Consider the following 25,533-nt stretch of genomic DNA (forward strand, 5'->3'; position numbering starts at 1 on the left):
ATTATGCGCTTTTTACCCCTATCAAAACTCCTAATCCTTTCTATTGCAAGCATTGCACTAAACACGCAAGCAGCAATTTTCATCACTCCTAAAGCGCCAGGCATTAGTGCAGCGGCTTATACAGTGCTAGATTTTAACTCTGGAAAAACACTTGCTAGTAGCAACGCTCATGAAAAGCGCGCACCTGCCAGCCTTACTAAACTAATGACCGCTTATGTGGTTTTTCAGCTTATTAACGATGGTCGTGCTAGTCTTGAAGATGAAGTGCGCATTAGTAAAAAAGCTTGGAAAACGGGCGGCTCAAAAAGTTTTGTTGAAGTAGGCAAAAATATCAAGCTAGAAACTCTTTTAAAAGGCATGATAATCCAATCAGGTAACGACTCTGCCGTAGCACTTGCAGAGCACATTGCAGGCACAGAAGGTACATTTGCTACCTATATGAATGAATACGCACGCGAGCTAGGCATGAACAACTCACGCTTTGAAAACGCCTCAGGCCTACCTCATGCTGATCAACACACAACAGCTGCAGATATGGCGCTTTTAGCGGCCGCTACCATTCGTGATTTTCCACAGTTCTACCCATGGTACTCACAAAAAGAATTCACCTATCACGGCATCAAACAGCGCAATCGCAACAAACTACTCTGGAGTGATCATACCGTTGACGGGCTTAAAACTGGTTTTACCAAAAAAGCCGGCTACAATCTAGTTGCTAGCGCCAATCGCGTTGGTATGCGTCTAGTTTCAGTGGTACTCGGCTCAACCGGTACAGAGGCTAGAACTGCACAAACACAAAAAATCCTAGACTATGGTTTTCGTTTCTTTGAAACTCAGCACCTAAAGGGTATCACCAAAGAAGTGCCAATCGCCAGCGCTACCAAAGACACGCTTAAAGTAGGCACTTCCAGCCAAGCCAGCTTCACACTAGCACGTGGACAATTTAAGCTATCTGACCAAGTTATCCAGCTCAATAGCGGACTCTCAGCACCGATTAAAAAAGGCGATTCTATTGGTAAATTACTCATTCAGTTTGAAGGAAAAACCACTGCCAGCGTACCATTAGTGGCACTTGAAGACGCAGAGCAGGCAGGGTTCTTCTCACGTATGTTGGAGAAAGTTGGGCTTTAATGGTCTTTCTTAACGGCGAATTTATCCCTAAAAATCAAGCCTCTATTTCCGTTATGGATAGAGGCTTTTTGTTTGGCGATGGTGTTTATGAAGTTATTCCAGTTTATGCTGGCAAGGTTTTTCGCCTTAATGAGCACCTAGCTCGCCTACAAAATAGCCTCGATTCAATCCAAATTAGCAATCCATATTCAACTGAAAAGTGGCAGAGTATTTTGACTCAACTACTGGAACAAGCACCAGAGTCTGATCAATCAATCTATTTGCAAATTACCCGTGGTGCAGATACCGCCAGAAAACACCGATTCAGCGAACTAACACCGACGGTATTTATCGAGTTAAATCCGTTAGTGCCAAAAACAAAGTCAGAGTTAGAAACTGGCTACCACGCCATCATCCAACCAGATTTTCGCTGGGAAAGATGCGATATTAAGGCCACCTCACTTTTGGCCAATATTATGTATGCCCAGCAAGCCAAACAACACCAGGTAGAGGAAGTTATTCTTCATCGTGACCAAAGCATAACCGAAGGCGCTACATCAAACGTCTTTGTTATCCGAAATAACACCCTATTTACCCACCCAACTGGCAAACACATTCTTTCTGGAATTACCCGTGATTTGGTCATAGAAAGTGCATGCCATTGCGCCCTTAATATTCAAGAATCCATCATAACCATTGATGAGGTTTTTAATGCTGATGAAGTTTGGATATCCAGCTCTACACGTGAGGTTATGCCCATTACCATGATCGACTCCAAACAGATTAATAACGGCAAAATTGGCCGCCACTGGTCAAACGTTTACGATCATTATCAAGCGCTTAAAAATGCATGATAAGCACATGACAGATCGACGCCTAGACCAGCTAGAAGACTGGCTAGAAATATTTTTTGATGATGCTAATTACACCCTCTCAAAAGCCAGCGATGACGCAAGCTTTAGGCGTTATTTTCGTATTGAGCGCAGCAACCTTAGCTTTATTGCGATGGACGCTCCACCTGCAAAAGAAAACTCCAAACTTTTTGTAGAGATTGCACAACTACTGCGTGATAATAATATTCATGCACCCAAAATCATCGACAAAGATCTAGAGCAAGGCTTTTTACTGATTGAGGATCTTGGCAATACAACGTTTTTGCAAGCATTAAACCCTAGCAACAAACTAGATTTATACAAACTGGCTATTGACGAGCTTGTCAAAATACAAGCAATAGAGCTCAAAAATCAGGCGCTTAATACGTACGACGAGTCTTTACTTAAAGCTGAACTACAGCTCTTAATTGATTGGTATCTAGCAAAAGACATTGATCAAAATTTGATAAATCAACTTAAGCAATTATTTGATCAATTGGTGCAAAATTCACTTAACGCTTCGCAAGTATTTGTCCATCGAGATTACCACTGTCGAAATTTAATGACCACCAATGGAAAGATCTCTATCATTGATTTCCAAGACGCTGTTATTGGCTCAAATACCTACGATCTAGCCTCACTATTAAAAGATGCCTACATCGAGCTAAACTTAGCTGAAATACAAACTCTGCTTACTTATTTTTACCAGCAGGCTAACATTAAAATTCCTTTTGCAGAATTTGAAAAACAATTTGATCTGATGGGTTTACAGCGCCATCTTAAAATTTTAGGTATTTTTAAACGTCTATCTATTCGCGACGGCAAACACCAATATCTGGACGATATTCCTCTGGTTAAAAAATACGCCCTACAAATGGCAGATAAATATCCAGAATTTACCCTTCTCAAGGATATCCTATGATTGGCATGATTCTAGCAGCAGGACGAGGTGAGCGGATGATGCCACTCACCGAAAACACCCCAAAACCGCTTATTAAGGTTCAAAACATTGCACTCATTGAGCACGCTATTAGCGCCCTTAAAAAAGCTAATATTACTGATATTGTGATCAATATTTCTTATTTGGGTGAGCAAATAAAATCGTATTTAGGCGATGGCTCAAATTTCGGAGTTAGTATCCAATATAGCGATGAATCACAAAATGCCTTAGAAACCGCTGGCGGTATTATCAAAGCCCTACCCTTGCTAGGCAACAAACCTTTTGTGGTGATCAACTCTGATGTGTTGTGTGATTATGATCTATCCAAACTAACACTACCGATTGGCTCGCTTGCGCATTTGCTCTTAATTAACAATCCTGCGCACAACCCAAAAGGTGATTTCTCACTCATTAATAATCATCAAGTGATCTTAGCAAACAGTAGAAGTTTTACTTTTTCAGGTATTGGCGTTTACCACCCTGATTTTTTCAAAAATCATACAAACACCCAAAGTAAGCTCCCACTTTACCCGCTACTCAAAGAAGCGCTTGCTACCAACCAGCTGAGTGGCGAGTATTATCAAGGCTACTGGCAAGATGTGGGCACGCCTGAGCGTTTAGAATTGGCCAATAATCTAAAAAATTAAGGAAAAACCAGTCATTTTAAAAATTTGCTAAATTTTGACTAACCTCTAGAAAGACCATTCTTAATTCTTCAAAAAGCTTTAAATAAGCCGTTTTTAGCTTCTTTTAAACAGGATTAAATCAAGAAAATCCCAAAATTTAGCTCACCATCAAGCCATTTGCATTATTTCCGAAATTTTTAAAAAATTAATAGGCGTCATATCTCTATTAATTTATAGTTGATAGCCAATAGATATTCCAACCAATATCAGCACTGTGCCAGTAGTTCTATTTAAATACTTAATCTTATCATTTTCAATCCATTTTCCAACATAACTCGCTAAAGTTGCATAGCCTAGCATAATCACCACATCAACCATCAGCAAGGTGACAACTACAATGCTAATTTGATTTATTTGCTCTAATTCCGGCCGAATAAATAAAGGAATAAATATAATTAAAAATACCGTTGCTTTAAGATTTAACAAATTAATAAAACCTGCTTTCAAAAAATGACTGTAAGCAGTAAATTTTTTAGTGGTTTGATTATTCGCCAAATCAACATGCTTAGGCTCACTCATCCATTGTTGAACACCTAATGCCACAAGATAAACAACACCTACCCATTTAATCGATGTAAATAAAAACGCATTGGAAGTAACAAGAAACCCGATACCTATCGACACAAATATAATTTGAACACCGTAGCCAACTTGCAATCCCAGAATCGTATATATGGATTTTTTAAAACCATAGCGAATACTTTGATTAATCGTTGTAATTGCACCAGCACCTGGAGAAAGGCTAATAAAAAAAGAGGCAATGAGTAGGCTAAGCCAAGTATCGAGATTCATTATTTTTTTAGTAAAAAGGCCATATTACTGTAAAGACCTAAGTTTTTTGCTCATAATATTTATCGAATTGTTATTGGTAAAATAATTAGGTTTTATGTCCCTTTAATTTTTTTATGTTATTTATTTTTTTATCGTTCGGTTTTTACTTCATAGTAAATGTTATAAAGATCCCCGAATATTCCTTTATTGACTAATACCACTTTCCTAGAGAGAATTTCATATTTAGTATTTTGGTGACCGTTATCAACCACCCATTGTTTAAGCCACTCTAATCGTGTTTGCTCTGCTTCTTCACTGTCTATTGGATATACAGGGTCGGCAAATGCCTTGTATTTGTAGTATTCGTAATTTCCCTCAGAACGTATTGGTTCAAACTTTGTTACCATTCTGTCCATGCTTGTACATCCTGAAATAAACGCCAATGCCAATATTGCTGTGATTAATTTTAATTTTTTCATAAATTCTCCTTTTCAAACAAAATCATATTTCCAAACATCTAACACTTTAGCAATAATTTCTACATCTTTTGGTAAATCAAACGATTGATGTTATCACTAATTTCAATCACTTTATTTGTTTATTATTTTCAATAATATCGGCTAAATTGTAACCAAAAAAAAAATGATAAAAAATATGCAATATTGGAAATAAATTTTCTTTTAATTAAATAGGAGTGTTATCCTTTTTATCAAAAACCTAGTCATTTATTTCGCGTAAAATAAATTTTGGTAGTGCTTAGGGTGCGCCGACAATGAATGACTACAAACCCCGCCAGGCCCGGAAGGGAGCAACGGTAGTAGTTTTTTCAGGTGTTGGATGTTATTCTGAGTGCTGCCACTTTTAAATTATCCTTTTGAGCATGAGTGAGCATTATCAAGTCCTGGCCCGCAAATACCGCCCGCATACGTTTGGCGAATTAGTTGGGCAAACTCATGCCAAAAAAACCCTTGTTAATGCGCTTGATGCTAACAACTTGCACCATGGTTTTTTATTTACCGGTACGCGCGGTGTCGGCAAAACCACCATTGCGCGTATCTTTGCTAAATCGATCAATTGTGAGGCGGGCGTTAGCTCTACGCCGTGTGGCACTTGCCCTACTTGTTTAGAGATTGACAGAGGTCAATCGATTGATTTGATCGAACTAGATGCTGCGTCGCATACAGGTGTCGACAACATGCGCGAACTATTAGAAAACGCGCAATACATGCCCACCAAAAATAGGTACAAAATTTATCTGATTGACGAGGTTCACATGCTTTCCAAAAGTAGCTTTAACGCGCTACTAAAAACGCTTGAAGAGCCACCTGAGCATGTAAAGTTTTTGCTCGCTACCACAGATCCACAAAAACTACCAGTTACCGTGCTTTCTCGTTGTTTGCAGTTTACATTGTCACAACTTACCCACGATGAAATCCTTGGTCAGCTGAAATTTATCATGGACACTGAAAGCTTAAGCTATGAAGAAAGTGCGTTAAGCCAGATAGCTGAATTTGGCAACGGCTCAATGCGTGATGCGCTTAGTTTGCTTGATCAGTCTATCTCTTATGGCAATGGTAGCGTTACCAGTAAAGATATTAAAGCCATGCTGGGACTGGTGCATCATGATGATATTATTAGCCTAGCTCAGCATTTGTTTAATCAAGATGCTAAAGCGGTGATTGAATTTGTAAAAGAGTTGGCGCATCGTGGCGAAAACCTCACTAACGCTTTAAAAGATCTTAGTTCGTTATTTCATCAAATTTCTCTGGTACAAATTGTTGGCGGTGAAAACCCAGCTGATATTAAAACACTAGCAAGCCAGATTAGCAATCAAGATTTGCAGATTTTTTACCAAATGGCGATTAACGGTACGCGAGATATGTCGCTAGCACCGAGTGAGCAAATTGGCTTTGAGATGACTTTATTACGCATGCTGGCGTTTCATAGCGACGTGAGTGGTTCGCAAAATACAGAAAAAAAAACTCTAAAAATCACGCCTAAAGCCACTCCAAGCACACAAACTACTGACAAATCTTTAGCTGAAAAACCTCAAAAACAACAACCCGCTAAAAAACCAGAACAACCTCAAGCTAACCACTACCTAGCCATTGCTAGCCAACAAGAATGGGAAGCTATTAGTCAATCAATTAAGTTTACAGGTGGCGCCAAAATGTTGGTTAAAAACACCTTATTTGACACTTTAGCAAACAATACACTCACCCTGACACTGGACGAACAATTTACCAATTTGCTAAGTGATCATGTGCGTAAGAGTATGCTTGAAAGCTTGAGGGTGCAATACACAGATCTAAATCTAGTGATTAATCTTAATCAACTAGATTCTGAAACTTTAGCACAAAAAGAATCTAAAGCACATAAAATTTATTTGGCTAAAATTCAACACGAATTTTTAAACGATGAAGTGGTGCAACAATTAGAGCAGGCTTTTAATGCAAAAGTTGATGTTAAATCCATTAAAGAAATTACACGACACTAAATAAGGAGTAGCCCATGTTAAAAGGTGGAATGGCCGGGATGATGAAAAAAGCCCAGCAAATGCAAGATAATATGCAAAAAGCACAAGAAGAAATTAAAACCTTGAGTGCAACTGGAAAGGCAGCGGCTGGTGCGGTTGAAATTACCATCAATGGCGAACACTTAGCCACCAATATTAAAATTGACGAGATGGTAATGGATGACAAAGACATGCTTGAAGATTTAATCCTAACGGCAATGAACGATGCTACCGCTCAAATCTCTAGCGCTTCAGCGGCAAAAATGAAAGGCGCAACAGGTGGCATGAAGCTACCTGGTGGCATGAATTTACCATTTTAAGGATACTTTTTTAACTCATGATTGAAACACTGAACAAAGCTTTTTGCACCCTACCAGGCGTTGGTAGTAAAACGGCACAGCGTTTTGTTTATCATCTATTAGAACGCAATCGAGATGGTGGTTTTGAGTTGGCTAAAGCCTTGGTTGATGCTATGGAGCATGTACAGCATTGTAATTCTTGTAGAACGCTAAGTGAAAAAACCCTATGCAACATCTGCGCTAATGATGTGCGTGATGATACTCAGCTTTGTGTGGTGGAAACGCCAGCAGATATTCACGCCATTGAACAAAGCGGCGTCTATAGGGGTAAATATTTTGTACTAAGTGGCTATCTATCTCCCATTGATGGTATTGGTGCGAGTGAGCTTGGCCTGGATGAGCTCGAGCAAAAACTTGTAGAGCGGCATATTAAGGAGATTATTCTAGCGACTAATGCCACTGTTGAAGGCGAAGTAACAGCACATTATATTAGCAATATGGCAAAACAATTTGAAGTGCAAATTACGCGTATTGCACACGGCATCCCGATTGGTGGTGAGCTAGAGTATGCGGATATAAACACCATTGCCCACGCTCTATCTGGGCGTAAAAATTACACTTAGCCGATTTTTCAACCTAGCCTGTAAATATCAACAAGCTATTCGAATGTTTTAGAAAGTAGCTCAATCTCATAACCGTCAGGATCTTGTAAAAAGCCGACGATGGTTGTACCAGCACTCATCGGCCCCGCTTCTCTGACAACCTTTGCACCCTGTGCCTTGGCCTTACTAACAGCTACATAAACATCTTCTACATTAATAGCAAGATGGCCAAACCCTGTACCAATTTCATATTCATACTTACCCCAATTGTAAGTAAGCTCTAACGCCGGATGTTCAGATTCAGGCCCATAACCCAAAAAAGCCAAGGTAAATTCACCTTGAGGGTATTCTTTTTGGCGCAATAGACTCATACCCAGCACTTGTGTATAAAACGCAATTGATTTATCCAAATTTCTAACTCTAAGCATTGTGTGCAAAATTCTCATAACAACTAGTTTATAATCCAAAGATTGCTTATTATAAACACCAAATCAATGACTAATAGCTTCTCCCACTGGGACAAAGTTTATACCACCAAAGTGCATGAGCAAGTCAGCTGGCATCAAGACCATGCCACTATTTCATTAGACTGGATCTTAGAAGTCACCCAACCAAATGACGCTATTATTGATGTTGGCTGTGGGGTGTCCGTTTTGGCAGATAATTTATTAGATGAAGGCTATTCTAATCTTGCCCTATTGGAGCTCTCTACTACAGCGCTAGAGGCAACTCAAAAAAGACTAGAATCCAACCTGGATAAAGTGAGTTTTTACAATCAAAATATTTTAGAATTTTTTTCAAAAAAACGCTTCAAACTTTGGCATGATCGAGCGGTTTTTCATTTTTTAACCGATGCAAATAATCAGCAAATCTACCTGCAAAAACTCTACGATTATCTGCAGCAAGATGGTTTTTTCTTGTTAGCCACTTTTGCGACAGACGGCCCCACGCAATGCTCTGAATTAGACATTGTACAATATGACGTAGCGAAAATCACACAGCTATTGGGCGAACGCTTTAAACTGATTAAAACCACTGCCGAATTACACCCAAACCCCAATGGTGGCGCGCAAAAATTTAACTATTTTTTATTGCAAAAACAATAAACTATTTATCTGCTTGAATGGCGTCTGTTAGATCAAAATAATGATTACACGGGCCACCAAGTTTGTTAATTTCTTCAATGCAGTGACGCTTTTGCTCATGATCCAAGTCCTCAGCCACTGCTATCAAACTAGCAAGTAGTTGCTCTTGCGCCTTATCTGTTTGAATATATTGCTGAATAAGCGCCTTGGCTTGGGTGAGTTGTTGATTATTGATCATGTTGATTGAATTAATCTGAGTTTGGTTTTTTTGTCCATTTGTTTAATTTCATATTCTCGCTTTGAGGCACTCGACCTATCCTGGGTTTTTTCTTGATAAATCAACTGACATGGAGCGTTAGCGCGGGTATATTTTGCCCCGCCCTTAATCTCACCATTATGCTGACGTAAGCGCCTAGGTAAATCATTGGTAATTCCGCAATATAATGAGTTATTAGCACACTGCAATAAATACACTAACCAAGTTTTATTATCCAATTTTTTCATCCACTTATAGTATAATTGCAAAGTTTAATCCATCTTTATAAGTTAATGGAAAAAACCTACAATCCTGAACAAATTGAAGCGAAATACCGCTCACTTTGGGAAGATAAAAATCTATTCTCATCTGATGCAAATTCTACCAGTGAGAGTGCCTACTCAATCATGCTGCCGCCACCAAATGTTACTGGCTCATTGCACATGGGGCATGCTTTTCAGCATACCATTATGGATGTATTGACACGCTATCATCGAGGCAAAGGCGAACAAACCCTTTGGCAACCTGGTACAGATCATGCCGGTATTGCTACGCAAATGGTGGTTGAGCGCCAACTAGCTGCTCAAGATATCACTCGTCATGACGTTGGGCGTGAAAAATTTGTTGAAAAAATTTGGGATTGGAAAGAGCAATCTGGTGGCACAATCACCTCGCAAATGCGTAGACTTGGCTCATCAGTTGACTGGGAAAAAGAACGCTTCACCATGGATGAAGGCTTGTCTGACGCTGTCAATAAAGTCTTTGTACAGCTCCATCAAGAAGGTCTGATTTATCGTGGCAAGCGTCTGGTTAATTGGGATCCAGTCTTGCACACAGCTGTGTCTGATCTTGAAGTCATTAGTGTGGAAGAGCAGGGCTCTTTATGGCATATGCGCTACCCTATTACCAACTCTGATGAGGTGATGGTAGTAGCAACAACACGCCCTGAAACCATGCTGGGTGATAGTGCAGTTGCAGTTCATCCAGACGATGAACGCTACAAGCACCTAATTGGCCAAACCATTGACTTGCCACTAACTGATCGAAAAATCAGTATTATTGCAGATGACTATGTAGATATGGCGTTTGGTACGGGTTGTGTGAAAATTACCCCAGCTCATGACTTTAACGACTATGAAATGGGTCAACGTCATGATCTTGAGGTTATCAACATCTTAACGGATGACGCCAAAATTAACGACGTTGTGAATAGTCCGTATATTGGTATGGATAGATTTGATGCACGTAAACAAATTATTAAAGATTTAGACGAGCAAGGTTTGCTTGAAAAAATCGACCCACATAAACTCATGGTGCCTCGTGGCGATCGAACTAACGCAGTCATTGAGCCTTACATGACAGATCAATGGTTTGTCAAAATCGCCCCACTAGCACAGCCTGCAATTGATGCGGTTAAAAATGGTGATATTCGCTTTATTCCTGAAAACTGGAACAAAACCTACTTTAACTGGATGGATAATATTCAAGACTGGTGCATCTCTAGACAAATTTGGTGGGGTCATCGAATCCCTGCCTGGTACGACGACAAAGGTAATATCTTTGTAGCAAATACCAAAGAGGAGGCTCAAGCTCAAGCGGGAGAAGGCGTTAAACTTGAACAAGATAATGATGTGCTAGATACTTGGTTTTCTTCTGCACTATGGCCATTCTCTACTCTAGGCTGGCCAGAAAAAACGCCAGATCTTGCGCGTTTCTACCCAACTGATGTACTGGTTACTGGCTTTGATATTATCTTCTTCTGGGTTGCTAGAATGATTATGTTTGGGCTGAAATTTACAGGTGAAGTGCCTTTTAAAGATATCTATATTACCGGGCTTATTCGCGATGGACAAGGGCAAAAAATGTCCAAATCCAAAGGTAACGTGCTTGACCCAATTGATCTAATTGATGGCATCTCCCTAGAGGACTTACTCGCTAAAAGAACACAAGGCATGATGCAGCCAAAAATGGCTAAAAAAATCAAAAAGCAAACTCAGCAAGAATTTGCTGATGGCATCCCTGCTTTTGGTACCGATGCCCTACGCTTTACCTTTGCTGCTCTTGCTTCATTTGGTCGCGATATTAAGTTTGATTTAAAGCGTGTCGAAGGTTACCGTAACTTCTGTAACAAACTTTGGAACGCCTCACGCTTTGTATTAATGAAACTTGAAGGTGAAACAATTGATACTACAGCGTCATTATCAACCGCAGACAAGTGGATATTATCACGCCTACAAGTAACCAAGAAAAACGTTGAAAAACACCTTAAAGATTACCGTCTTGATTTAATGAGCCAAGAATTATACGAATTTGTTTGGCATGATTATTGTGACTGGTATCTTGAGTTGTCTAAGCCACTCTTGCAAGATGATGCCACCAAAGCAGGCACACAAGCTACTTTGATTAAAGTCTTAAATGAAATAGTAAGTTTATTACACCCAATTATTCCATTCATTACCGAAGAAATATTTGAACAATGCAATGCCATTACTGGTGATGATGAAATTAGCCTAATGACACAGGCTTACCCAGAGATTGACCAATCATTAAGCTCTAAAGACTCTGAGGCAGAAATTAAGTGGCTACAGACTTTTATTCTTGGCATTCGTAAAATTCGTGGTGAGATGAACATCCCTCCGTCTAAACCACTGCCTTGTTTTGTGCAAAATTTCAAGCAAACGGATGAACTCTATTTGCAAAATAATGCAAATATTTTAAATGCGCTTGCCAAAATGGAAAGTATTGATAAACTAGCTACTAACGAAGAAGCACCAGAGTCCGCCACCGCCTTAGTGGGTGAGATGAAAATTCTTATCCCGTTAGCCGGACTAATCGATAAAGAGCAAGAGGTTTTACGACTTAATAAAGAAATTGAAAAATTAGAAAAACAAAAGATGCAATTTGAAAGTAAGCTAAATAACGAAAAATTTGTCTCTGGTGCACCAGAGGCTATTGTCAATGTTGAACGCGAAAGACTTGGTGCAACCCTTGGTGCTATTAGTGATTTAAACGAACAATTAAACAAAATATCGAACTTATAATATGAAGCTTAAACTTTTGATCACCGCCCTACTACTAACAAGCTCGCTTGTCAGTGCGCAGTCATTTGTTTATATTACCGATCAGGTTGATATTCCAATGCGTGGTGAAAAGGTCTTTGGGGATAATATTATCCGTTCACTCTCCTCTGGCTCTAAATTGGCCATCTTACAAGCCACAGAAGACGGCTGGACTCAAGTTAAATTCGAAGGTTCGACGGGCTGGATTATTTCTCGTTACTTATCTAACAATCCGCCTGCTAGGGCGCAACTAGAAAAACTCAGACAAACCTACAATGCCAACAAATTACTTATTAACAAGCTGGCAAAAAGAAAAACTGAGCTTGAGACTGAAGTGCAAACTTTAAAAGTTAAAAATACCAAGTTATCTATTCAAACCAACAAATCTGTTGCTGAAAAACAGCATATTGAGGCAGTCTATAAAGATGCTTTAAAATTAGAGCATTCTAACGAAAAACTAATTACCGCAAACCTACAGCTAAAAACTGAAATTCAATTACTTAAAAATAACAGCACTACCACACAGGATTCCAGTTCTAGAAATTGGTTTATCACAGGTAGTTTTGTTCTATTCTTTGGAATCTTAATTGGCTTTATTTTTCCAAACTTTGTCAACCGCAGGAGATATTAAATGAACTTACTAAAAACCGCACTAACATTTGACGATGTATTGTTAGTACCCGCACACTCAACAACTATGCCCAAAGAAGTGAGTATGTCAACCAAGCTCACTAAAAATATCACCTTAAACACCCCAATTCTTTCAGCGGCAATGGATACGGTTACCGAGGCAAAGCTAGCCATTGCTATGGCTCAAGAAGGTGGTATTGGCATTATTCATAAAAATATGTCTAGTGTAGAACAAGCCAATGAAGTTCGTAAAGTTAAGCGCTTTGAATCAGGCATTATTCGCGAGCCAATTACTATCGGCCCGAAAGCGACTATTGCTGATGTATTTGACATGCAACAAAAATTCAAAATATCCGCCCTACCTGTCGTAGAAGGTAATACCATTGTTGGTATGATTACTGGCCGTGATGTTAGGTTTGAGACGCGTCAAGATGAGTTGGTTGAAAACCTAATGACACCACAAGACAAGCTCATTACCGTTGTTGAAGGCACAGATATGAGTGAAGTTAGATCGCTACTACACCAGCACCGTATTGAGCGCGTGGTCATTACCAATAGTCAGTTTGATCTTCAAGGCATGATTACTGTTCGTGACATTCAAAAATCAACTGATTTTCCAAATGCCTGTAAAGACGAACAAGAGCAGCTGCGTGTTGGTGCAGCTGTCGGTGTTGCAAGCGGTACAGGTGAGCGTATTGATGCATTGGTTAAAGCGGGTGTTGATGTGATTGTAATTGATACAGCGCACGGACATTCTCAAGGCGTACTGGATCGAGTTAAAAAAACCAAGGCCAAGCATCCAAATCTAAACATTATTGCGGGCAACATTGCCACAGGTGCAGCAGCGCTTGACTTAGTTAAAGCAGGTGCAGACTGTGTAAAAGTTGGTATTGGCCCTGGCAGTATTTGTACAACACGTATTGTTGCAGGTGTTGGTGTGCCGCAAATTAGCGCTATTTCAGATGTTGCAGAAGCTTTAATGGGTACTGGCGTGCCTTTAATTGCCGATGGTGGTATTCGCTATTCGGGCGACATTGCTAAAGCTTTTGCTGCTGGTGCTTATTGCGTTATGCTAGGTTCAATGTTAGCGGGCACAGAAGAGTCGCCTGGTGAGGTTGAGCTTTACCAAGGACGCTCATACAAATCTTACCGCGGCATGGGCTCAATTGGCGCTATGAACCAAGCGCACGGCTCATCAGATCGCTACTTCCAATCAGACTCAAAAGCGGATAAATTAGTACCAGAAGGTATTGAAGGTCGTGTTGCGTTTAAAGGCTCTATTCGTCCTATTATTCATCAAATGGTCGGTGGCGTAAGATCATCTATGGGCTACACAGGTTGTGAAAATTTAGACAAAATGCGCACTGATGCTACCTTTGTACAAGTAACTGCAGCTGGTATGGTGGAGTCACATGTACATGACGTTTCAATCACCAAAGAAGCGCCAAACTACCACCAATAATTCTTAGACATTTATAGAATAAGAATTTTTAGATAAAGAAAATCTTTGTTATGTTGTTTTTTCTTTTGGCGCTTTTATTGCCTCTAAAACACCATCCCAAAATTTCACTCTAGCTATTACAGCTTGCTGAGCAGCGTCAATTGACTCTTGAACTTTCTTCTCATCGCCATTACATAATCCATTAAGCAATCTTAATGACAATGGTGCATGAAAATCTTCATCTAGATGAATATGCCTATTCAGATAATAATGAAAAATTGGCGCCTGAGCCTCAGAAACGCCGATTTTTTTCAAAATTGAGCGGAACATGCAAGGGATTATATGCTCTCTACCTAATGCTAAAGCTGCTGCCACTTGATGGGATTTATCACCTTGTATAAATTGAAATGTTGTTGATGTAAATATTCTAGAAGGTTTTGGAACAACTTGAGATTCAAGAGCTGTATCAATGCCTTTAACTCTAACCGTTTCAATAAAAGCTTTAGAGGCGGATGTGTCAGCACCGATTTCCTCCATCGCTCTATGGTAAAGCTCAAAATGGCTTGAGTACTCACCAGAAATATTGGTTTCATCAGATTCCTCTTCAAGCACCAATTCATTAATAAACCTTCTAACATCACCCTCTCCTTTAGGAGTCCATGGATACTGGGTGGGTGCAATGGTATATTGCAGATATTTTATAAGAGACATAAAATCCCATACAGAATAAATATGATGCTCCATAAAGCATTGAAGATCTTCAATCGTAGAAACAGCATCATATATTGGATGATCTTCTAGCTGACTTTTAAAAGAAGCAATGATATCGCTATTGATTTTTTTTGACATAAATTTTTTATTGTTAATATTAATCAAGGTGGTCTAAACAATCCAGGACTAGATTTATCAATTAAACTAAGAGCATACGACTGATTTATAGAAAAAATCAATCAGCATTATTTTGTATTTTGCCTTAATTATTATAAATTTAATTTCTTTTTAACCCGCTATTTTAAAGTGATATTATTAGAAAAACTAAGGCCTAACATCTATACCTTTAAGCGAAGTATAATAAAATGATCAGTAATTAATTCAGGCAAAGAAAGCAGATGGTAGTGTTTATTAGTGAAATTCAGCATAATATAAAACAAAGTATAATCGTCTTTTTAAAATCTAAGCTGGTCTCAATATGCAACTGATCGAACACTACCAAAATTCTGGCTACGAAGCTGTTGCTGATGCCATCATGGACTTTTTTGATCGACGTAAAGATCTACAGCGTCCCGGTGTAGTTTTTGGAGCAGGTGGTAGTGACGCTGAGCCAGCTAAAGTCTCAACAGATATTAGTCTCGTTTCTATCAGTCGCTCTGACCCTGAGGCATTCGCACTTGGAGATCTAATCGTTCGTGGCGTGTCAGCAGGACTAGAGCGATACTTACAAGAACGACCTTTTTTTCGCCAGGTTTGTCCAGACCAGGAATTATTTGTAATGCCTATATTTAACTTACAGCGCTATGCTCCCGGTGAGGGTTTTCGTCAGTGGCACTGCGACTGGACAATTAGTGACGAAGTCACTGAGCCAGAGCATCGAGTACTGGCCTGGATCCTATATTGTGACTCTGTGACAGAAGCTGGTACCGAATTTCACTGGCAAAAGCATCATGAGTTGGCAGAGCGTGGAAAGCTTCTGATTTTTCCAGCCTCCCCCTCGCATATTCATCGTGGACGAGTGAATAATGAACTAAGCAAAACGATTGCCACTGGCTGGATCAATGCCGGGTCTCGTGATAACTTCTTAAAACGTCTGGATCGTTAATAAAGCTAAAGTAATCTAATTTTTTAAAGTTAACAATCCTAGTTATTACATGTAAACATTTACAAGCATTATGATTAATAATAAAACATCTTGATACATTTTGGAAAAATATCTGAGCAAGAATTTTTGACTGATTATTGGCAAAAAAAACCTTTGCTTATTAAACAAGCTTTGCCAAATTTTATCTCTCCGATTGCACCTGAAGAGTTAGCAGGTCTCTCTCTAGAGGAAGAGTTTGAATCACGCCTCATTACAGGATCTACTACTAGCCGACAGTGGTCTCTAACTCAAGGTCCATTTTCAGAAGCTACCTTTGAAACATTGCCAGAAAAAGAATGGACACTTCTGGTTCAAGGGGTTGATCGTCAGCTTGATGAGATACATGATTTAATCCAGCATTTTGATTTTATTCCACGTTGGCGCTTTGACGATGTCATGATTTCTTATGCTGCCCAAGGCGGAAGCGTCGGACCTCATTTTGATTATTATGATGTATTCTTACTCCAAGGTAGTGGTCAGCGTCACTGGACGTTAAGCTCACAGTTTTGCACACTTGATAATTACTTAGAAGATGTGCCACTTAGAATTATGGATAAATTCGTGCCAGAGCAAACTCTTATCGCTGAACCTGGTGATGTTTTATATGTGCCACCCAAAATAGCACACCATGGCGTGAGTATGAGCGATGATTGCACCACACTTTCTTTCGGCTACCGCTCTTATAGTACGCAAGAGCTGTTCGAGCATTCTCAAGATGTCAAAGCTGGCTACTATCAAGATCCAATATGGCAAAACCAGCAAACACCCGCCTTAATTCCCAATTCTGCCGTACAAATGGCTAACAAAATAAACGCCATTAGTACTGTTGATTTTGCAAAGTTTGTAACCAAACTTGACACGCTAGATGTGCAAATTTTGCAACAGTTCGAGTACGCCCAACAAGCTGTTAAATTTAAAGCTGACACTGTTTATCAATTACATCCAGCTTGCAAAATTGCCTATCTAAAAATAGATGGAAACATTCAAGTTTTTCTCAATGGGCTATTGATAAACACTCAAGGGCTTGATTCACAAGATTTAATGGACTTTTGCAATATGAGAGAATTACAAACTAGCAGTCTTCCAGATTTGACTCGACAACTGTTTGATTTACATGTTTTGTATGAAACTTAAATCAAATATTTATTGTGTGTTTTTACTGGTAGTTGCTGTTTGGTCAACCACACCACTGGCCATTCAATGGTCAACCTTGGGATCAAGTTTTAGCTTTAGTGTTGCCAGCAGAATGCTTATTGGTTTAATAATTTGCGCACTAATCTTACGACTTAAACAACAAAAACTATCACTACACAAACAAGCTTTGGCTAATTATGGCTATGCTGGGGCGGGTATTTTTATCACCATGAGTTTGGTTTATTTCTCAGCACTCAGCATTCCATCAGGGCTTATATCGGTAGTCTTTGGACTAACCCCTATTATCACAGGGGTGTTTGCAATGATATTACTCAAAGATAAATTCTTTTCATGGGCAAAAATGACTGGTCTTTTGTTAGGATTATCGGGGCTTTTTATGATTTTTAGTCATTCACTTGTATTTGCTGACACACTGCTAATCGGTCTGACTAGTGTTACTTTAGCCATGACCTTTCAAGCTTTCATTTCTGTCAAACTTAAGCAAATCAACGCAAAAGTATCGGCGTTAGAAACCACAACAGGTGCGCTAATGATCAGTGTTCCGCTGTTTATCATTAGCTGGCTAATTTTAGGAGCAGAGATTCCTGACACTAGCCTTAAAGCGGCACTATCGATTGGCTATTTAGCCCTCTTTGGTTCTGTTATTGGCTTTATGTCGTACTACTATCTCATAAAAAATACCAGTGTTAGAGTAGTTGGCATTGTGCCTTTGATTACGCCAATTTTTGCACTAATACTCGGATCAAGCCTGAATCATGAACAGCTAAGCATTACCCAAATTAGTGGTATTAGCTTGGTTTTATTCGGCTTAGCGGTTTACGAATACGCAGAAAAATTCTTTAAAAAAATACCGCTTATCAAGCGGTATTTAATGGCTTTATTTTCGACTTAAAACCGGGGAGTCAAACTTTAGCCCTTCCCAGCCATAGGTCATGAAATTACGAATATTTGCATGAGAATCACTCTTGGGCGAGCTTAGCACATCTTGGTAATATTGCCCAAAACAATGCAAGGTTTCCAACTGAGTTAATTGATGAATAGCAGCAAAACAAAATAACTTAGCACTCCCTTGATTTTCATCAACAGAATTTTCAGTTTCACCATTAGTGAAACTTGCTGGCGTGTAATCATAATCGTCATCGATCAGCTCGATCAAGTCTTCAAATCGCATCCTTGCGCCAGATCTTAACTCTTCTAAGTATTCTTCTTGTGTCAAACCCATTCTCCTCGTTTTATTAGTCCTAATCAGCTAAACCGTCATTGGATTTGGCTTATTGATATTTATACCGTATTTTTCAATCGCTTGCGCAATAACTGAACCATCCATCTCACCTTCGTCAACCAAAGCTTTTAAAGAAGCCAATACAACATAACTTGCATCCACTTCAAAGAAGCTTCTAAGGGCGGCGCGTGAATCAGAACGACCAAACCCGTCTGTACCTAATACTTCATAACGATTTGGCACATATTTACGTACCTGCTCAGCATAATTACGCATGTAGTCAGTGGCAACAATTACCGGACCTTTTGCATGCTCTAAACATTGAGTAATGTATGGAACCGCTGGAGCATCTGTACTAAATCGATTAACACGATCAATGGCTTGCGCTTCACGAGTAAGCTCGTTAAAACTAGTGACTGACCAAACGTCAGATTTGACATTCCAGTCATCTGCCAACATTTGTGCAGCTACCTCAACCTCTCTAAGAATTGTACCTGAGCCCATCAATTGAACTTGCAAGTCGCCTGTACCCACGGTTTTAAGTGCGTACATACCCTTAATAATACCTTCTTCAGAATTTTCTGGCATTTCAGGATGTGCATAAAGCTCGTTCATCGTGGTAATGTAGTAAAAAATATTCTCGTTTTTCTCATACATTCTTTCCAGGCCGCTACGAACAATAACGGCTAGTTCGAACGCATAAGTCGGATCATAAGATATACAATTTGGAATGGTATTTGCCACCAAATGTGAATCACCATCTTGATGCTGAAGACCTTCACCGTTTAGCGTTGTACGCCCTGCTGTACCGCCTACTAAGAAGCCTTTAGCCTGCATATCGCCCGCTGCCCAAGCCAAATCACCAACACGTTGGAATCCAAACTTAGAATAGTAAATATAAAACGGAATCATGGTGATATCATGTGTTGCATATGAGGTTGCAGCAGCGATCCAATCAGAGATTGCACCCGCTTCATTAATACCTTCTTGCAATACTTGGCCTTTTTTATCTTCCTTATACCACATGACTTTATCAGAGTCTTCTGGCTGATAAAGTTGTCCAGATGCTGAGTAAATACCCAGTTGTCTAAACAAGCCTTCCATGCCGAACGTACGCGCTTCATCTGGCACAATAGGTACAATCTTCGGACCGAGTTGCTTGTCACGAACCAAAAGCGTCATGATGCGGTTTAAAGCCATTGTGGTTGACATTTCGCGATCACCACTAGACTTAAGTAAAGCCTCAAATACACTCAATTCTGGTGCTTTAATTGCTTCTAAATTAAATGATCTTACTGGCAAAGAGCCACCTAATTTCTGGCGCTTCTGCTTCATATATTGCATTTCTGCACTATCTTCTGCCGGCTTATAAAAGTTTAATTCTTTAACATCTTCTTCTGTAACTGGCACATTAAAGCGTTTTGCAAAACGCTCAACTTGCTTAAGACCTAATTTTTTCTGTGAGTGCGTGGTATTTTGACCTTCACCAGCCTCACCCATACCGTAACCTTTTACTGTTTTAGCTAAAATTACCGTTGGCTTATCGCTGCAAGCCTTAGCTGCATGATAAGCTTGGAATACTTTAAATGGGTCATGGCCACCACGATCAAGACGATAAATCTCGTCGTCAGTCATATGCTCCACCATAGCGAGTAATTCAGGGTATTTACCGAAGAAATGCTCACGCACATAAGCGCCGTCTTTAGCTTTATAAGCTTGGTACTCGCCATCAACCACCTCTTCCATGCGCTTTCTAAGTAGCCCATTGGTGTCTTTAGCAAATAGCTCGTCCCACTTGCCACCCCAAACAACTTTGATCACATTCCAGCCTGCGCCACGGAACATACCTTCTAATTCTTGAATAATTTTTCCATTACCACGTACAGGTCCATCAAGACGCTGGAGATTACAGTTGATCACAAAAATAAGGTTGTCTAATTTTTCACGTCCTGCCATGGAAATTGCACCGAGCGATTCTGGCTCATCCGTTTCACCATCACCTAAGTAAGCCCAAACAGTACGCTTGTCTGTTTGCTTAATTTCACGATGATGAAGATACTTCATAAAGCGCGCTTGATAAATCGCCATAATTGGACCCAAGCCCATAGATACCGTTGGAAATTGCCAAAAATCTGGCATCAACCATGGATGTGGGTATGAGCTTAATCCACCCTCACCCGACTCTTGACGAAACTTTAGCATTTGCGCCTCAGTAATACGCCCTTCTAAAAAAGCACGTGAATAAATACCGGGAGAAATATGACCTTGGAAAAAGATTAAATCTGCTCCTTGATCTGCATCAGGGCCACGATAAAAATGGTTAAAACCTACTTCGTACAATGTAGCAGATGAAGCGAATGAAGCAATGTGCCCGCCTAACTCATAAGGCAGCTGATTTGCTTTTACCACCATCACCATCGCATTCCAACGCACCATAGCTGAAATTCGCGCTTCGATATCAACTTCAATATCTGTCGCGATTTCTTTGTCTTTAGCAATACTGTTTAAATACGCAGTATTAACACCTGTGGGCAATTCCATACCTTCATGGTGTGCCATATCTGTAAGCTGATTAAGGATAAATTTAGCTCTATCCTCACCTTCAAAGCGAGCAACAGACCTAAAAGCTTCTAGCCATTCTAGGGTTTCAGCCGGGTCTATGTCTTGATTATTCATAATATGATATTTTTAAAAATAGATTAATTATCCCAAAATTAGATGTCTTTAAAACTTTACTTTAGAAAATATTTTGTAAATAAAAGAGCGCCTACAAAACCAACCAATCCAAAGCCAATTTGCCACAATTCATTCAATGGAAACAACTTAACACCAATTAAAGCGCCAATGAAGAGTGCTAATAATGGCAATATATACAGTTGAAACGCTCTGTAGAATAATTCTGCAGAAGAAATTTGCATGGTGACAAAATCCCCAACCACTACGCCAGCCTCTAGTGGCTTGCTAAAAGTTGTAGCATGTCCAAAAGTACTAGCAAGTATGCCAGTACCGCATCCAGCATTCGCAGAGCAACTATGACAACCACCAGAGCGATTTACTTTCAGCACCATGGTTTGGTTTTCAATTTCGATTACTTCGAATTTTTCTTTCATTGCGATTAAAATAAACTATTTATACCGATATTTTAGCAACTTATGAGCATCTCACCATCAATCTTTAAAGCTTACGATATTCGCGGCATTGTTAAACAAGAACTCACACCTGAAGTGGTCAAGCTTATTGGCCTTGCGATTGGCAGTGAGTCTATTGCTCAAGGTGAACGCGGTGTTGTTGTTGGTCGAGATGGTCGACTTAGTGGCCCAGATTTAATGGAGTCCTTAAAAACAGGATTAAAGCAAAGTGGCTGTCATGTGGTGGATATTGGCATGGTGCCAACACCCTTAGTATATTTTGCTACTTACACCAAAGCCGCCACATCTGGGGTGATGATCACTGGCTCTCACAATCCACCAGAATACAACGGTTTTAAAATTATGATTGCTGGCGAAACCCTCTCAGGTGATCGTATTCAAGAACTTTACCAACGTATTCAAAATCAAGAATTTAGCTCAGGCCATGGCACCTCAACCAAGGTTGATATTGAAAGTGACTATATTGATCGCGTCAAATCTGACATTAAACTGAGCAAGCCACTTAACATTGTCGTAGATTGTGGCAATGGCGTTGCCGGCAATATTGCGCCTAAATTATTTGAGCAATTAGGCGCTAAGGTCACTAAGCTTTTTTGTTTAATTGATGGCAATTTTCCCAATCACCACCCAGACCCTTCCAAACTTCACAACCTGGAAGATATTATCAAAGAGGTAATTGATACTGGTGCAGATATGGGTTTTGCCTTTGATGGTGACGGCGACCGACTCGGCCTGATTGATAACAAGGGTAATGTCATCTGGGCAGATCGCCAAATGATCCTCTATTCAAGAGATATTCTTGATCGTAACCCTGGCGCCAAAATCGTGTTTGATGTTAAGTGTTCATCTCTGCTACCAAAAGATATTAGTGAGCATGGTGGTGAGCCCATTATGTCGCGCACAGGGCACAGCTTTATTAAAGCCAAACTTAAACAAACTGGTGCAGCACTTGGCGGGGAGATGAGTGGCCATATCTTCTTTAAAGAACGTTGGTACGGTTTTGACGACGCTCTTTATACGGGTGCACGCCTGCTAGAAATACTCTCAAAAACAGATCAAACTTGTGAGCAGGTCTTTGCCGATTTGCCTGATAGCATCAACACGCCTGAAATTAACATTCATTTTGACGAGCAAGGTGATCAATTTAAAGCCATGGATAAACTCGCTAAAAATGTCAGCTTTGAAGGCGCTGAGATTACCACTATTGATGGTGTTCGCGTAGACTACCCTAATGGCTGGGGCTTGGTTCGCCCTTCTAATACTACGCCATGCTTAGTATTGCGTTTTGAGGCAGATGATCAAAACACTTTAGAACAAATTCAAGAAAAATTCAGAATTTGGTTGGGTAATAACGACATTTCTACCAAAGACTTCTAATTTACATTATTTGTGAAATTTTTAGACATTCACTCCTTTTAAAATAGGTAAGACCTGTTTCATCGAGAAATCTAGTTAAAAACCACTTATTCCCTACTCTAAACAGCTTGTTTAGTCATTTAGAGCCAGAAAATTCGCCAATTTAATAGCTGATTAGAGGTTTTCCAACCCATTCGTGAAATTTGTTAAATTTTAAGAAAAGCTCTTGTTATTAATAGTTTGAAAAAACGCTGTCTGCCATTTTTGAAGTGATACTGTATTTTTTGTCTTTATCAATAAACGACAAAGAATTAGCATGCAACATTAAACGCTTAGCACCTGTTAATGCTACTCTTTGCTCACTTGATAAAGTCTTACACAAATAATCATTCGCAACTTGTTCGCTAACACCATAAATAGGATCACCCAAAATACGATGACCTATTGAGTCTAGATGCACTCTTATTTGGTGCTGCCTGCCAGTGACAGGCATGACTTTAACCAAAGTTGTGTTGTTCTGCTGATTAAATGCTATCGGCTTAACATGTGTGACTGAGCACTTGCCACTTTCAACCTCACAAGTCATTTTCACTCTAATATTACTATCAGCCTTTGAAATAGGTTTGTTAATGGTTATGTCGCTTGTTATTTCTCCTTGAACCACTGCTAAATATTCTTTGGTGAATTGTCGCTGCTCAAATAGCGTTTTTAAGCGGGTACTGGTGGGTTTGTTTTTAGCCACTAAAACCAGCCCAGAAGTTTGCGCATCTATTCGGTGGGCTAAATCTGCTTGCCCACCAAAACGATATCTAATTTCATCTAATAGACAATATTCAGTATCTTTTCGTGTGGGGTGCACCATAACCCCAGAAGGCTTATCAAAAACAGCAAAATCTTCAACCTCAAAAATAGGCTTAAGACCTCGAGTATGTCCTTCAAAAATAGCGACCTGCACATAATCACAATTCAGAATTTGTCCGTTTTTTAAGGGATTATGGCGCTCGTCAAATACTCTTTTTTTAGACAAAAGTTTTTGTGATACAGGGGCAGATAAACCCGCTTCATCGAGTAAAAATTGTTGGATTTTCCTACCTTGAATCGCTTGATATTTTTTAAGGACAAAGGGCATATTTATACAATTTTACCCATTTGGGTTTTTTAGACAACCAAAGACGCTAAACCCAAAAACGCAACAAAACCAATTACATCGGTAATGGTGGTTAAGATAACACCGCCAGCTAATGCTGGGTCAATTTTAAATTTAATTAGCAAGGAAGGTAAAAAAGCACCCGAAAAAGCGGCAAATATAAGATTAACAACAATCGCTGTGGCAATCACTAAACTAAGGATTAAATCTGAAAACCAGAGGTAAGTCGCCAAGCCAATGACTACTGACCAGAGCATGCCGTTTAACAAGCCAATGGCCACTTCTTTATTCATTAAAACTTTTAAATTAGAGGTGGTAACCCTGCCAGTGGCAATACCCCTGGTAACTAAAATAAGGGTTTGTGTGCCCGCAATACCGCCCATTGACGCTACCACCGGCATCAATACAGCCAAGGCAATTTTTTCTTGTAAGGTGGCTTCGAAAAGTCCGATAAAAAATACAGCAACAAATACCGTAATCAAATTAACACCTAGCCAAATACTACGACTTTTAGTGCTTTCAATCACAGGTGCAAAAACATCGTCTTCTTCATCCAGTCCTGCCATTGACATCACTGAGTGCTCAGCCTCATCACGAATAACATCTACCACGTCATCAATGGTGATTCGCCCAATCAGTTGATTGTTATCATCAACAACTGGCGCTGAGATTAAATCTCTTTGTTCAAACAAACTAGCAACATCGCTCTCAGGTGTGCTGGCTAAAATGGGTTTGTGCTCTTTATTAATTAAAGGTTTAATATTTTGCTCAGCTTCGTTCGTTAGCAAAGTAGAGATATGAATAGAGCCAATGTATTTATAAGTCCTATCCACTACAAACACCTGATCGGTATCAATCGGCATTTCTTTTAATAGACGCAAATATCGAATAACCGTACGCACATTAACATCGTCACGCACTGTAATTATGTCAATATTCATCAGCCCACCAGCTGAATCTTCAGGATAGGACAAGACTTGTTTTAAATGGTCGCGATGCTTGTGATCAAGCGTCAGTAATAAATTATGCAGAGCTGACTCGGGCAATTCAGGCACAATATCTGCCAAATCATCCATATCCAAGCCTTCAGTTGCCTTAACAATGCCGTCAACACTCATCTCATTAAGTAGTTGCGATAAAACATCCTCGCTTAGATCCTTTAGAATGTCGCCTTGAGTAGCGCTATCGATATTTAACCAAAGTTTAATACGATCTTTTGGTGGTACACTTTCTAATAGACGAGCAATTTCAGCCGCGTGTAAATCGGATAGCTGGGAGGTAGCTTCTTCATACAAAGAGGCCTCCAAAGATGTCATTAATCTTTGAAGGCACTCTTCGAAAGAAGTATTTTCAACTTCTGACATTAACTTTATATTCCTAATG

At 39.7% G+C, this 25,533-nt stretch carries 26 protein-coding genes and 1 other RNA gene; 16 read left to right on the forward strand and 11 right to left on the reverse strand.

Annotation, left to right across the window (positions count from 1 at the left end; all coding sequences use genetic code 11):
* The first annotated feature begins 3 nt into the window (after positions 1-3).
* The 4 genes from SP60_RS00335 to murU are packed head-to-tail and all read left to right on the forward strand — an operon-like array spanning position 4 to position 3,569.
* A complete protein-coding gene (locus SP60_RS00335; RefSeq protein WP_053950750.1) occupies positions 4-1,131 on the forward strand; it encodes a D-alanyl-D-alanine carboxypeptidase family protein in 1,128 nt (375 codons plus the stop codon).
* Positions 1,131-1,964, forward strand: coding sequence for a D-amino-acid transaminase (gene dat / locus SP60_RS00340; RefSeq protein ID WP_144418556.1), 834 nt, complete (start codon positions 1,131-1,133; stop codon positions 1,962-1,964). The genes SP60_RS00335 and dat overlap by 1 nt, the downstream gene beginning before the upstream one ends.
* A complete protein-coding gene (locus tag SP60_RS00345; protein ID WP_053950751.1) occupies positions 1,957-2,904 on the forward strand; it encodes an aminoglycoside phosphotransferase family protein in 948 nt (315 codons plus the stop codon). The genes dat and SP60_RS00345 overlap by 8 nt, the downstream gene beginning before the upstream one ends.
* The gene (gene murU, locus SP60_RS00350; protein ID WP_053950752.1) at positions 2,901-3,569 is read left to right on the forward strand and encodes an N-acetylmuramate alpha-1-phosphate uridylyltransferase MurU; all 669 of its coding nucleotides are present in this window, start codon (positions 2,901-2,903) and stop codon (positions 3,567-3,569) included. The genes SP60_RS00345 and murU overlap by 4 nt, the downstream gene beginning before the upstream one ends.
* 210 nt (positions 3,570-3,779) lie before the next feature.
* Here murU and SP60_RS00355 read toward each other — a convergent pair whose 3' ends face one another.
* Together SP60_RS00355 and SP60_RS00360 are read right to left on the reverse strand one after the other, a co-directional pair.
* A complete protein-coding gene (locus SP60_RS00355; RefSeq protein WP_053950753.1) occupies positions 3,780-4,400 on the reverse strand; it encodes a LysE family transporter in 621 nt (206 codons plus the stop codon).
* Between the two features lie 128 nt (positions 4,401-4,528).
* Entirely contained in the window at positions 4,529-4,858 is a 330-nt protein-coding gene (locus SP60_RS00360; RefSeq protein WP_053950754.1) for a hypothetical protein, read from the reverse strand.
* A gap of 277 nt (positions 4,859-5,135) precedes the next feature.
* On the opposite strand from SP60_RS00360, the gene ffs reads away from it, so the two are divergent.
* From ffs to recR, 4 genes are all read left to right on the forward strand, one after another.
* An RNA gene (gene ffs / locus SP60_RS08200) (signal recognition particle sRNA small type) lies at positions 5,136-5,231 on the forward strand.
* Between the two features lie 28 nt (positions 5,232-5,259).
* Complete coding sequence (gene dnaX / locus SP60_RS00365; protein WP_053950755.1) at positions 5,260-6,876, forward strand: DNA polymerase III subunit gamma/tau; 1,617 nt, start codon at positions 5,260-5,262, stop codon at positions 6,874-6,876.
* Positions 6,877-6,890: 14 nt separating this feature from the next.
* On the forward strand, positions 6,891-7,214 hold the full coding sequence (locus tag SP60_RS00370) for a YbaB/EbfC family nucleoid-associated protein (protein ID WP_053950756.1): 324 nt from the start codon (positions 6,891-6,893) through the stop codon (positions 7,212-7,214).
* A 17-nt stretch (positions 7,215-7,231) separates the two neighbouring features.
* Entirely contained in the window at positions 7,232-7,816 is a 585-nt protein-coding gene (gene recR / locus SP60_RS00375) for a recombination mediator RecR (RefSeq protein ID WP_053950757.1), read from the forward strand.
* 35 nt (positions 7,817-7,851) lie between these two features.
* Here recR and gloA read toward each other — a convergent pair whose 3' ends face one another.
* Complete coding sequence (gene gloA, locus SP60_RS00380; RefSeq protein WP_053950758.1) at positions 7,852-8,241, reverse strand: lactoylglutathione lyase; 390 nt, start codon at positions 8,239-8,241, stop codon at positions 7,852-7,854.
* 48 nt (positions 8,242-8,289) lie between these two features.
* Between gloA and SP60_RS00385 the strand changes: the two genes are divergently transcribed.
* Positions 8,290-8,901, forward strand: a complete 612-nt coding sequence (locus SP60_RS00385; protein ID WP_053950759.1) for a methyltransferase domain-containing protein — start codon at positions 8,290-8,292, stop codon at positions 8,899-8,901.
* Position 8,902: 1 nt separating this feature from the next.
* Here the strand turns inward: SP60_RS00385 and SP60_RS00390 are convergent, their stop codons facing one another.
* Both SP60_RS00390 and SP60_RS00395 read right to left on the reverse strand, forming a co-directional pair.
* Positions 8,903-9,118, reverse strand: coding sequence for a hypothetical protein (locus SP60_RS00390; protein ID WP_053950760.1), 216 nt, complete (start codon positions 9,116-9,118; stop codon positions 8,903-8,905).
* The gene (locus SP60_RS00395) at positions 9,115-9,384 is read right to left on the reverse strand and encodes a GIY-YIG nuclease family protein (RefSeq protein WP_053950761.1); all 270 of its coding nucleotides are present in this window, start codon (positions 9,382-9,384) and stop codon (positions 9,115-9,117) included. Before SP60_RS00395 ends, SP60_RS00390 begins: the two co-directional genes overlap by 4 nt.
* 45 nt (positions 9,385-9,429) lie before the next feature.
* Here SP60_RS00395 and SP60_RS00400 point away from each other — a divergent pair, with 45 nt between their 5' ends.
* Genes SP60_RS00400 through guaB form a run of 3 tightly spaced genes read left to right on the forward strand, consistent with a single transcriptional unit; the run spans position 9,430 to position 14,287 of the window.
* Positions 9,430-12,177 carry a valine--tRNA ligase gene (locus SP60_RS00400; protein ID WP_053950762.1) on the forward strand — a complete coding sequence of 916 codons (2,748 nt, stop codon included), beginning with the start codon at positions 9,430-9,432 and terminating at the stop codon, positions 12,175-12,177.
* A gap of 1 nt (position 12,178) precedes the next feature.
* A complete protein-coding gene (locus SP60_RS00405; protein ID WP_053950763.1) occupies positions 12,179-12,826 on the forward strand; it encodes a TIGR04211 family SH3 domain-containing protein in 648 nt (215 codons plus the stop codon).
* Complete coding sequence (guaB, locus tag SP60_RS00410) at positions 12,827-14,287, forward strand: IMP dehydrogenase (protein WP_053950764.1); 1,461 nt, start codon at positions 12,827-12,829, stop codon at positions 14,285-14,287.
* 48 nt (positions 14,288-14,335) lie between these two features.
* Here the strand turns inward: guaB and SP60_RS00415 are convergent, their stop codons facing one another.
* On the reverse strand, positions 14,336-15,115 hold the full coding sequence (locus tag SP60_RS00415; RefSeq protein WP_053952170.1) for a DUF3050 domain-containing protein: 780 nt from the start codon (positions 15,113-15,115) through the stop codon (positions 14,336-14,338).
* A 340-nt stretch (positions 15,116-15,455) separates the two neighbouring features.
* Between SP60_RS00415 and SP60_RS00420 the strand changes: the two genes are divergently transcribed.
* The 3 genes from SP60_RS00420 to SP60_RS00430 all read left to right on the forward strand — a co-directional run bounded on the left by SP60_RS00420 (position 15,456) and on the right by SP60_RS00430 (position 18,168).
* Positions 15,456-16,082, forward strand: a complete 627-nt coding sequence (locus tag SP60_RS00420) for a 2OG-Fe(II) oxygenase (RefSeq protein ID WP_053950765.1) — start codon at positions 15,456-15,458, stop codon at positions 16,080-16,082.
* A gap of 153 nt (positions 16,083-16,235) precedes the next feature.
* Positions 16,236-17,255 (forward strand): cupin domain-containing protein, encoded by a 1,020-nt coding sequence (locus tag SP60_RS00425; protein ID WP_158403304.1) that lies wholly within the window; start codon positions 16,236-16,238, stop codon positions 17,253-17,255.
* Complete coding sequence (locus SP60_RS00430) at positions 17,245-18,168, forward strand: DMT family transporter (protein WP_053950767.1); 924 nt, start codon at positions 17,245-17,247, stop codon at positions 18,166-18,168. Before SP60_RS00425 ends, SP60_RS00430 begins: the two co-directional genes overlap by 11 nt.
* Here the strand turns inward: SP60_RS00430 and SP60_RS00435 are convergent.
* Genes SP60_RS00435 through SP60_RS00445 form a run of 3 tightly spaced genes read right to left on the reverse strand, consistent with a single transcriptional unit; the run spans position 18,154 to position 21,608 of the window.
* A complete protein-coding gene (locus SP60_RS00435) occupies positions 18,154-18,498 on the reverse strand; it encodes a HopJ type III effector protein (RefSeq protein WP_053950768.1) in 345 nt (114 codons plus the stop codon). The genes SP60_RS00430 and SP60_RS00435 overlap by 15 nt on opposite strands.
* 27 nt (positions 18,499-18,525) lie before the next feature.
* Positions 18,526-21,174 (reverse strand): pyruvate dehydrogenase (acetyl-transferring), homodimeric type, encoded by a 2,649-nt coding sequence (gene aceE / locus SP60_RS00440; protein WP_053950769.1) that lies wholly within the window; start codon positions 21,172-21,174, stop codon positions 18,526-18,528.
* A gap of 56 nt (positions 21,175-21,230) precedes the next feature.
* Entirely contained in the window at positions 21,231-21,608 is a 378-nt protein-coding gene (locus SP60_RS00445; protein ID WP_053950770.1) for a SoxR reducing system RseC family protein, read from the reverse strand.
* Positions 21,609-21,650: 42 nt separating this feature from the next.
* Between SP60_RS00445 and SP60_RS00450 the strand changes: the two genes are divergently transcribed.
* Positions 21,651-23,024, forward strand: coding sequence for a phosphomannomutase/phosphoglucomutase (locus tag SP60_RS00450; RefSeq protein ID WP_053950771.1), 1,374 nt, complete (start codon positions 21,651-21,653; stop codon positions 23,022-23,024).
* Positions 23,025-23,235: 211 nt separating this feature from the next.
* Here SP60_RS00450 and SP60_RS00455 read toward each other — a convergent pair whose 3' ends face one another.
* Together SP60_RS00455 and mgtE are read right to left on the reverse strand one after the other, a co-directional pair.
* Positions 23,236-24,132, reverse strand: coding sequence for an RluA family pseudouridine synthase (locus tag SP60_RS00455; RefSeq protein WP_053950772.1), 897 nt, complete (start codon positions 24,130-24,132; stop codon positions 23,236-23,238).
* Positions 24,133-24,161: 29 nt separating this feature from the next.
* Positions 24,162-25,514 (reverse strand): magnesium transporter, encoded by a 1,353-nt coding sequence (mgtE, locus tag SP60_RS00460; protein ID WP_053950773.1) that lies wholly within the window; start codon positions 25,512-25,514, stop codon positions 24,162-24,164.
* Positions 25,515-25,533 lie beyond the last annotated feature (19 nt).

This window comes from Candidatus Thioglobus autotrophicus, from assembly GCF_001293165.1.
GTDB lineage: Bacteria > Pseudomonadota > Gammaproteobacteria > PS1 > Pseudothioglobaceae > Thioglobus_A > Thioglobus_A autotrophicus.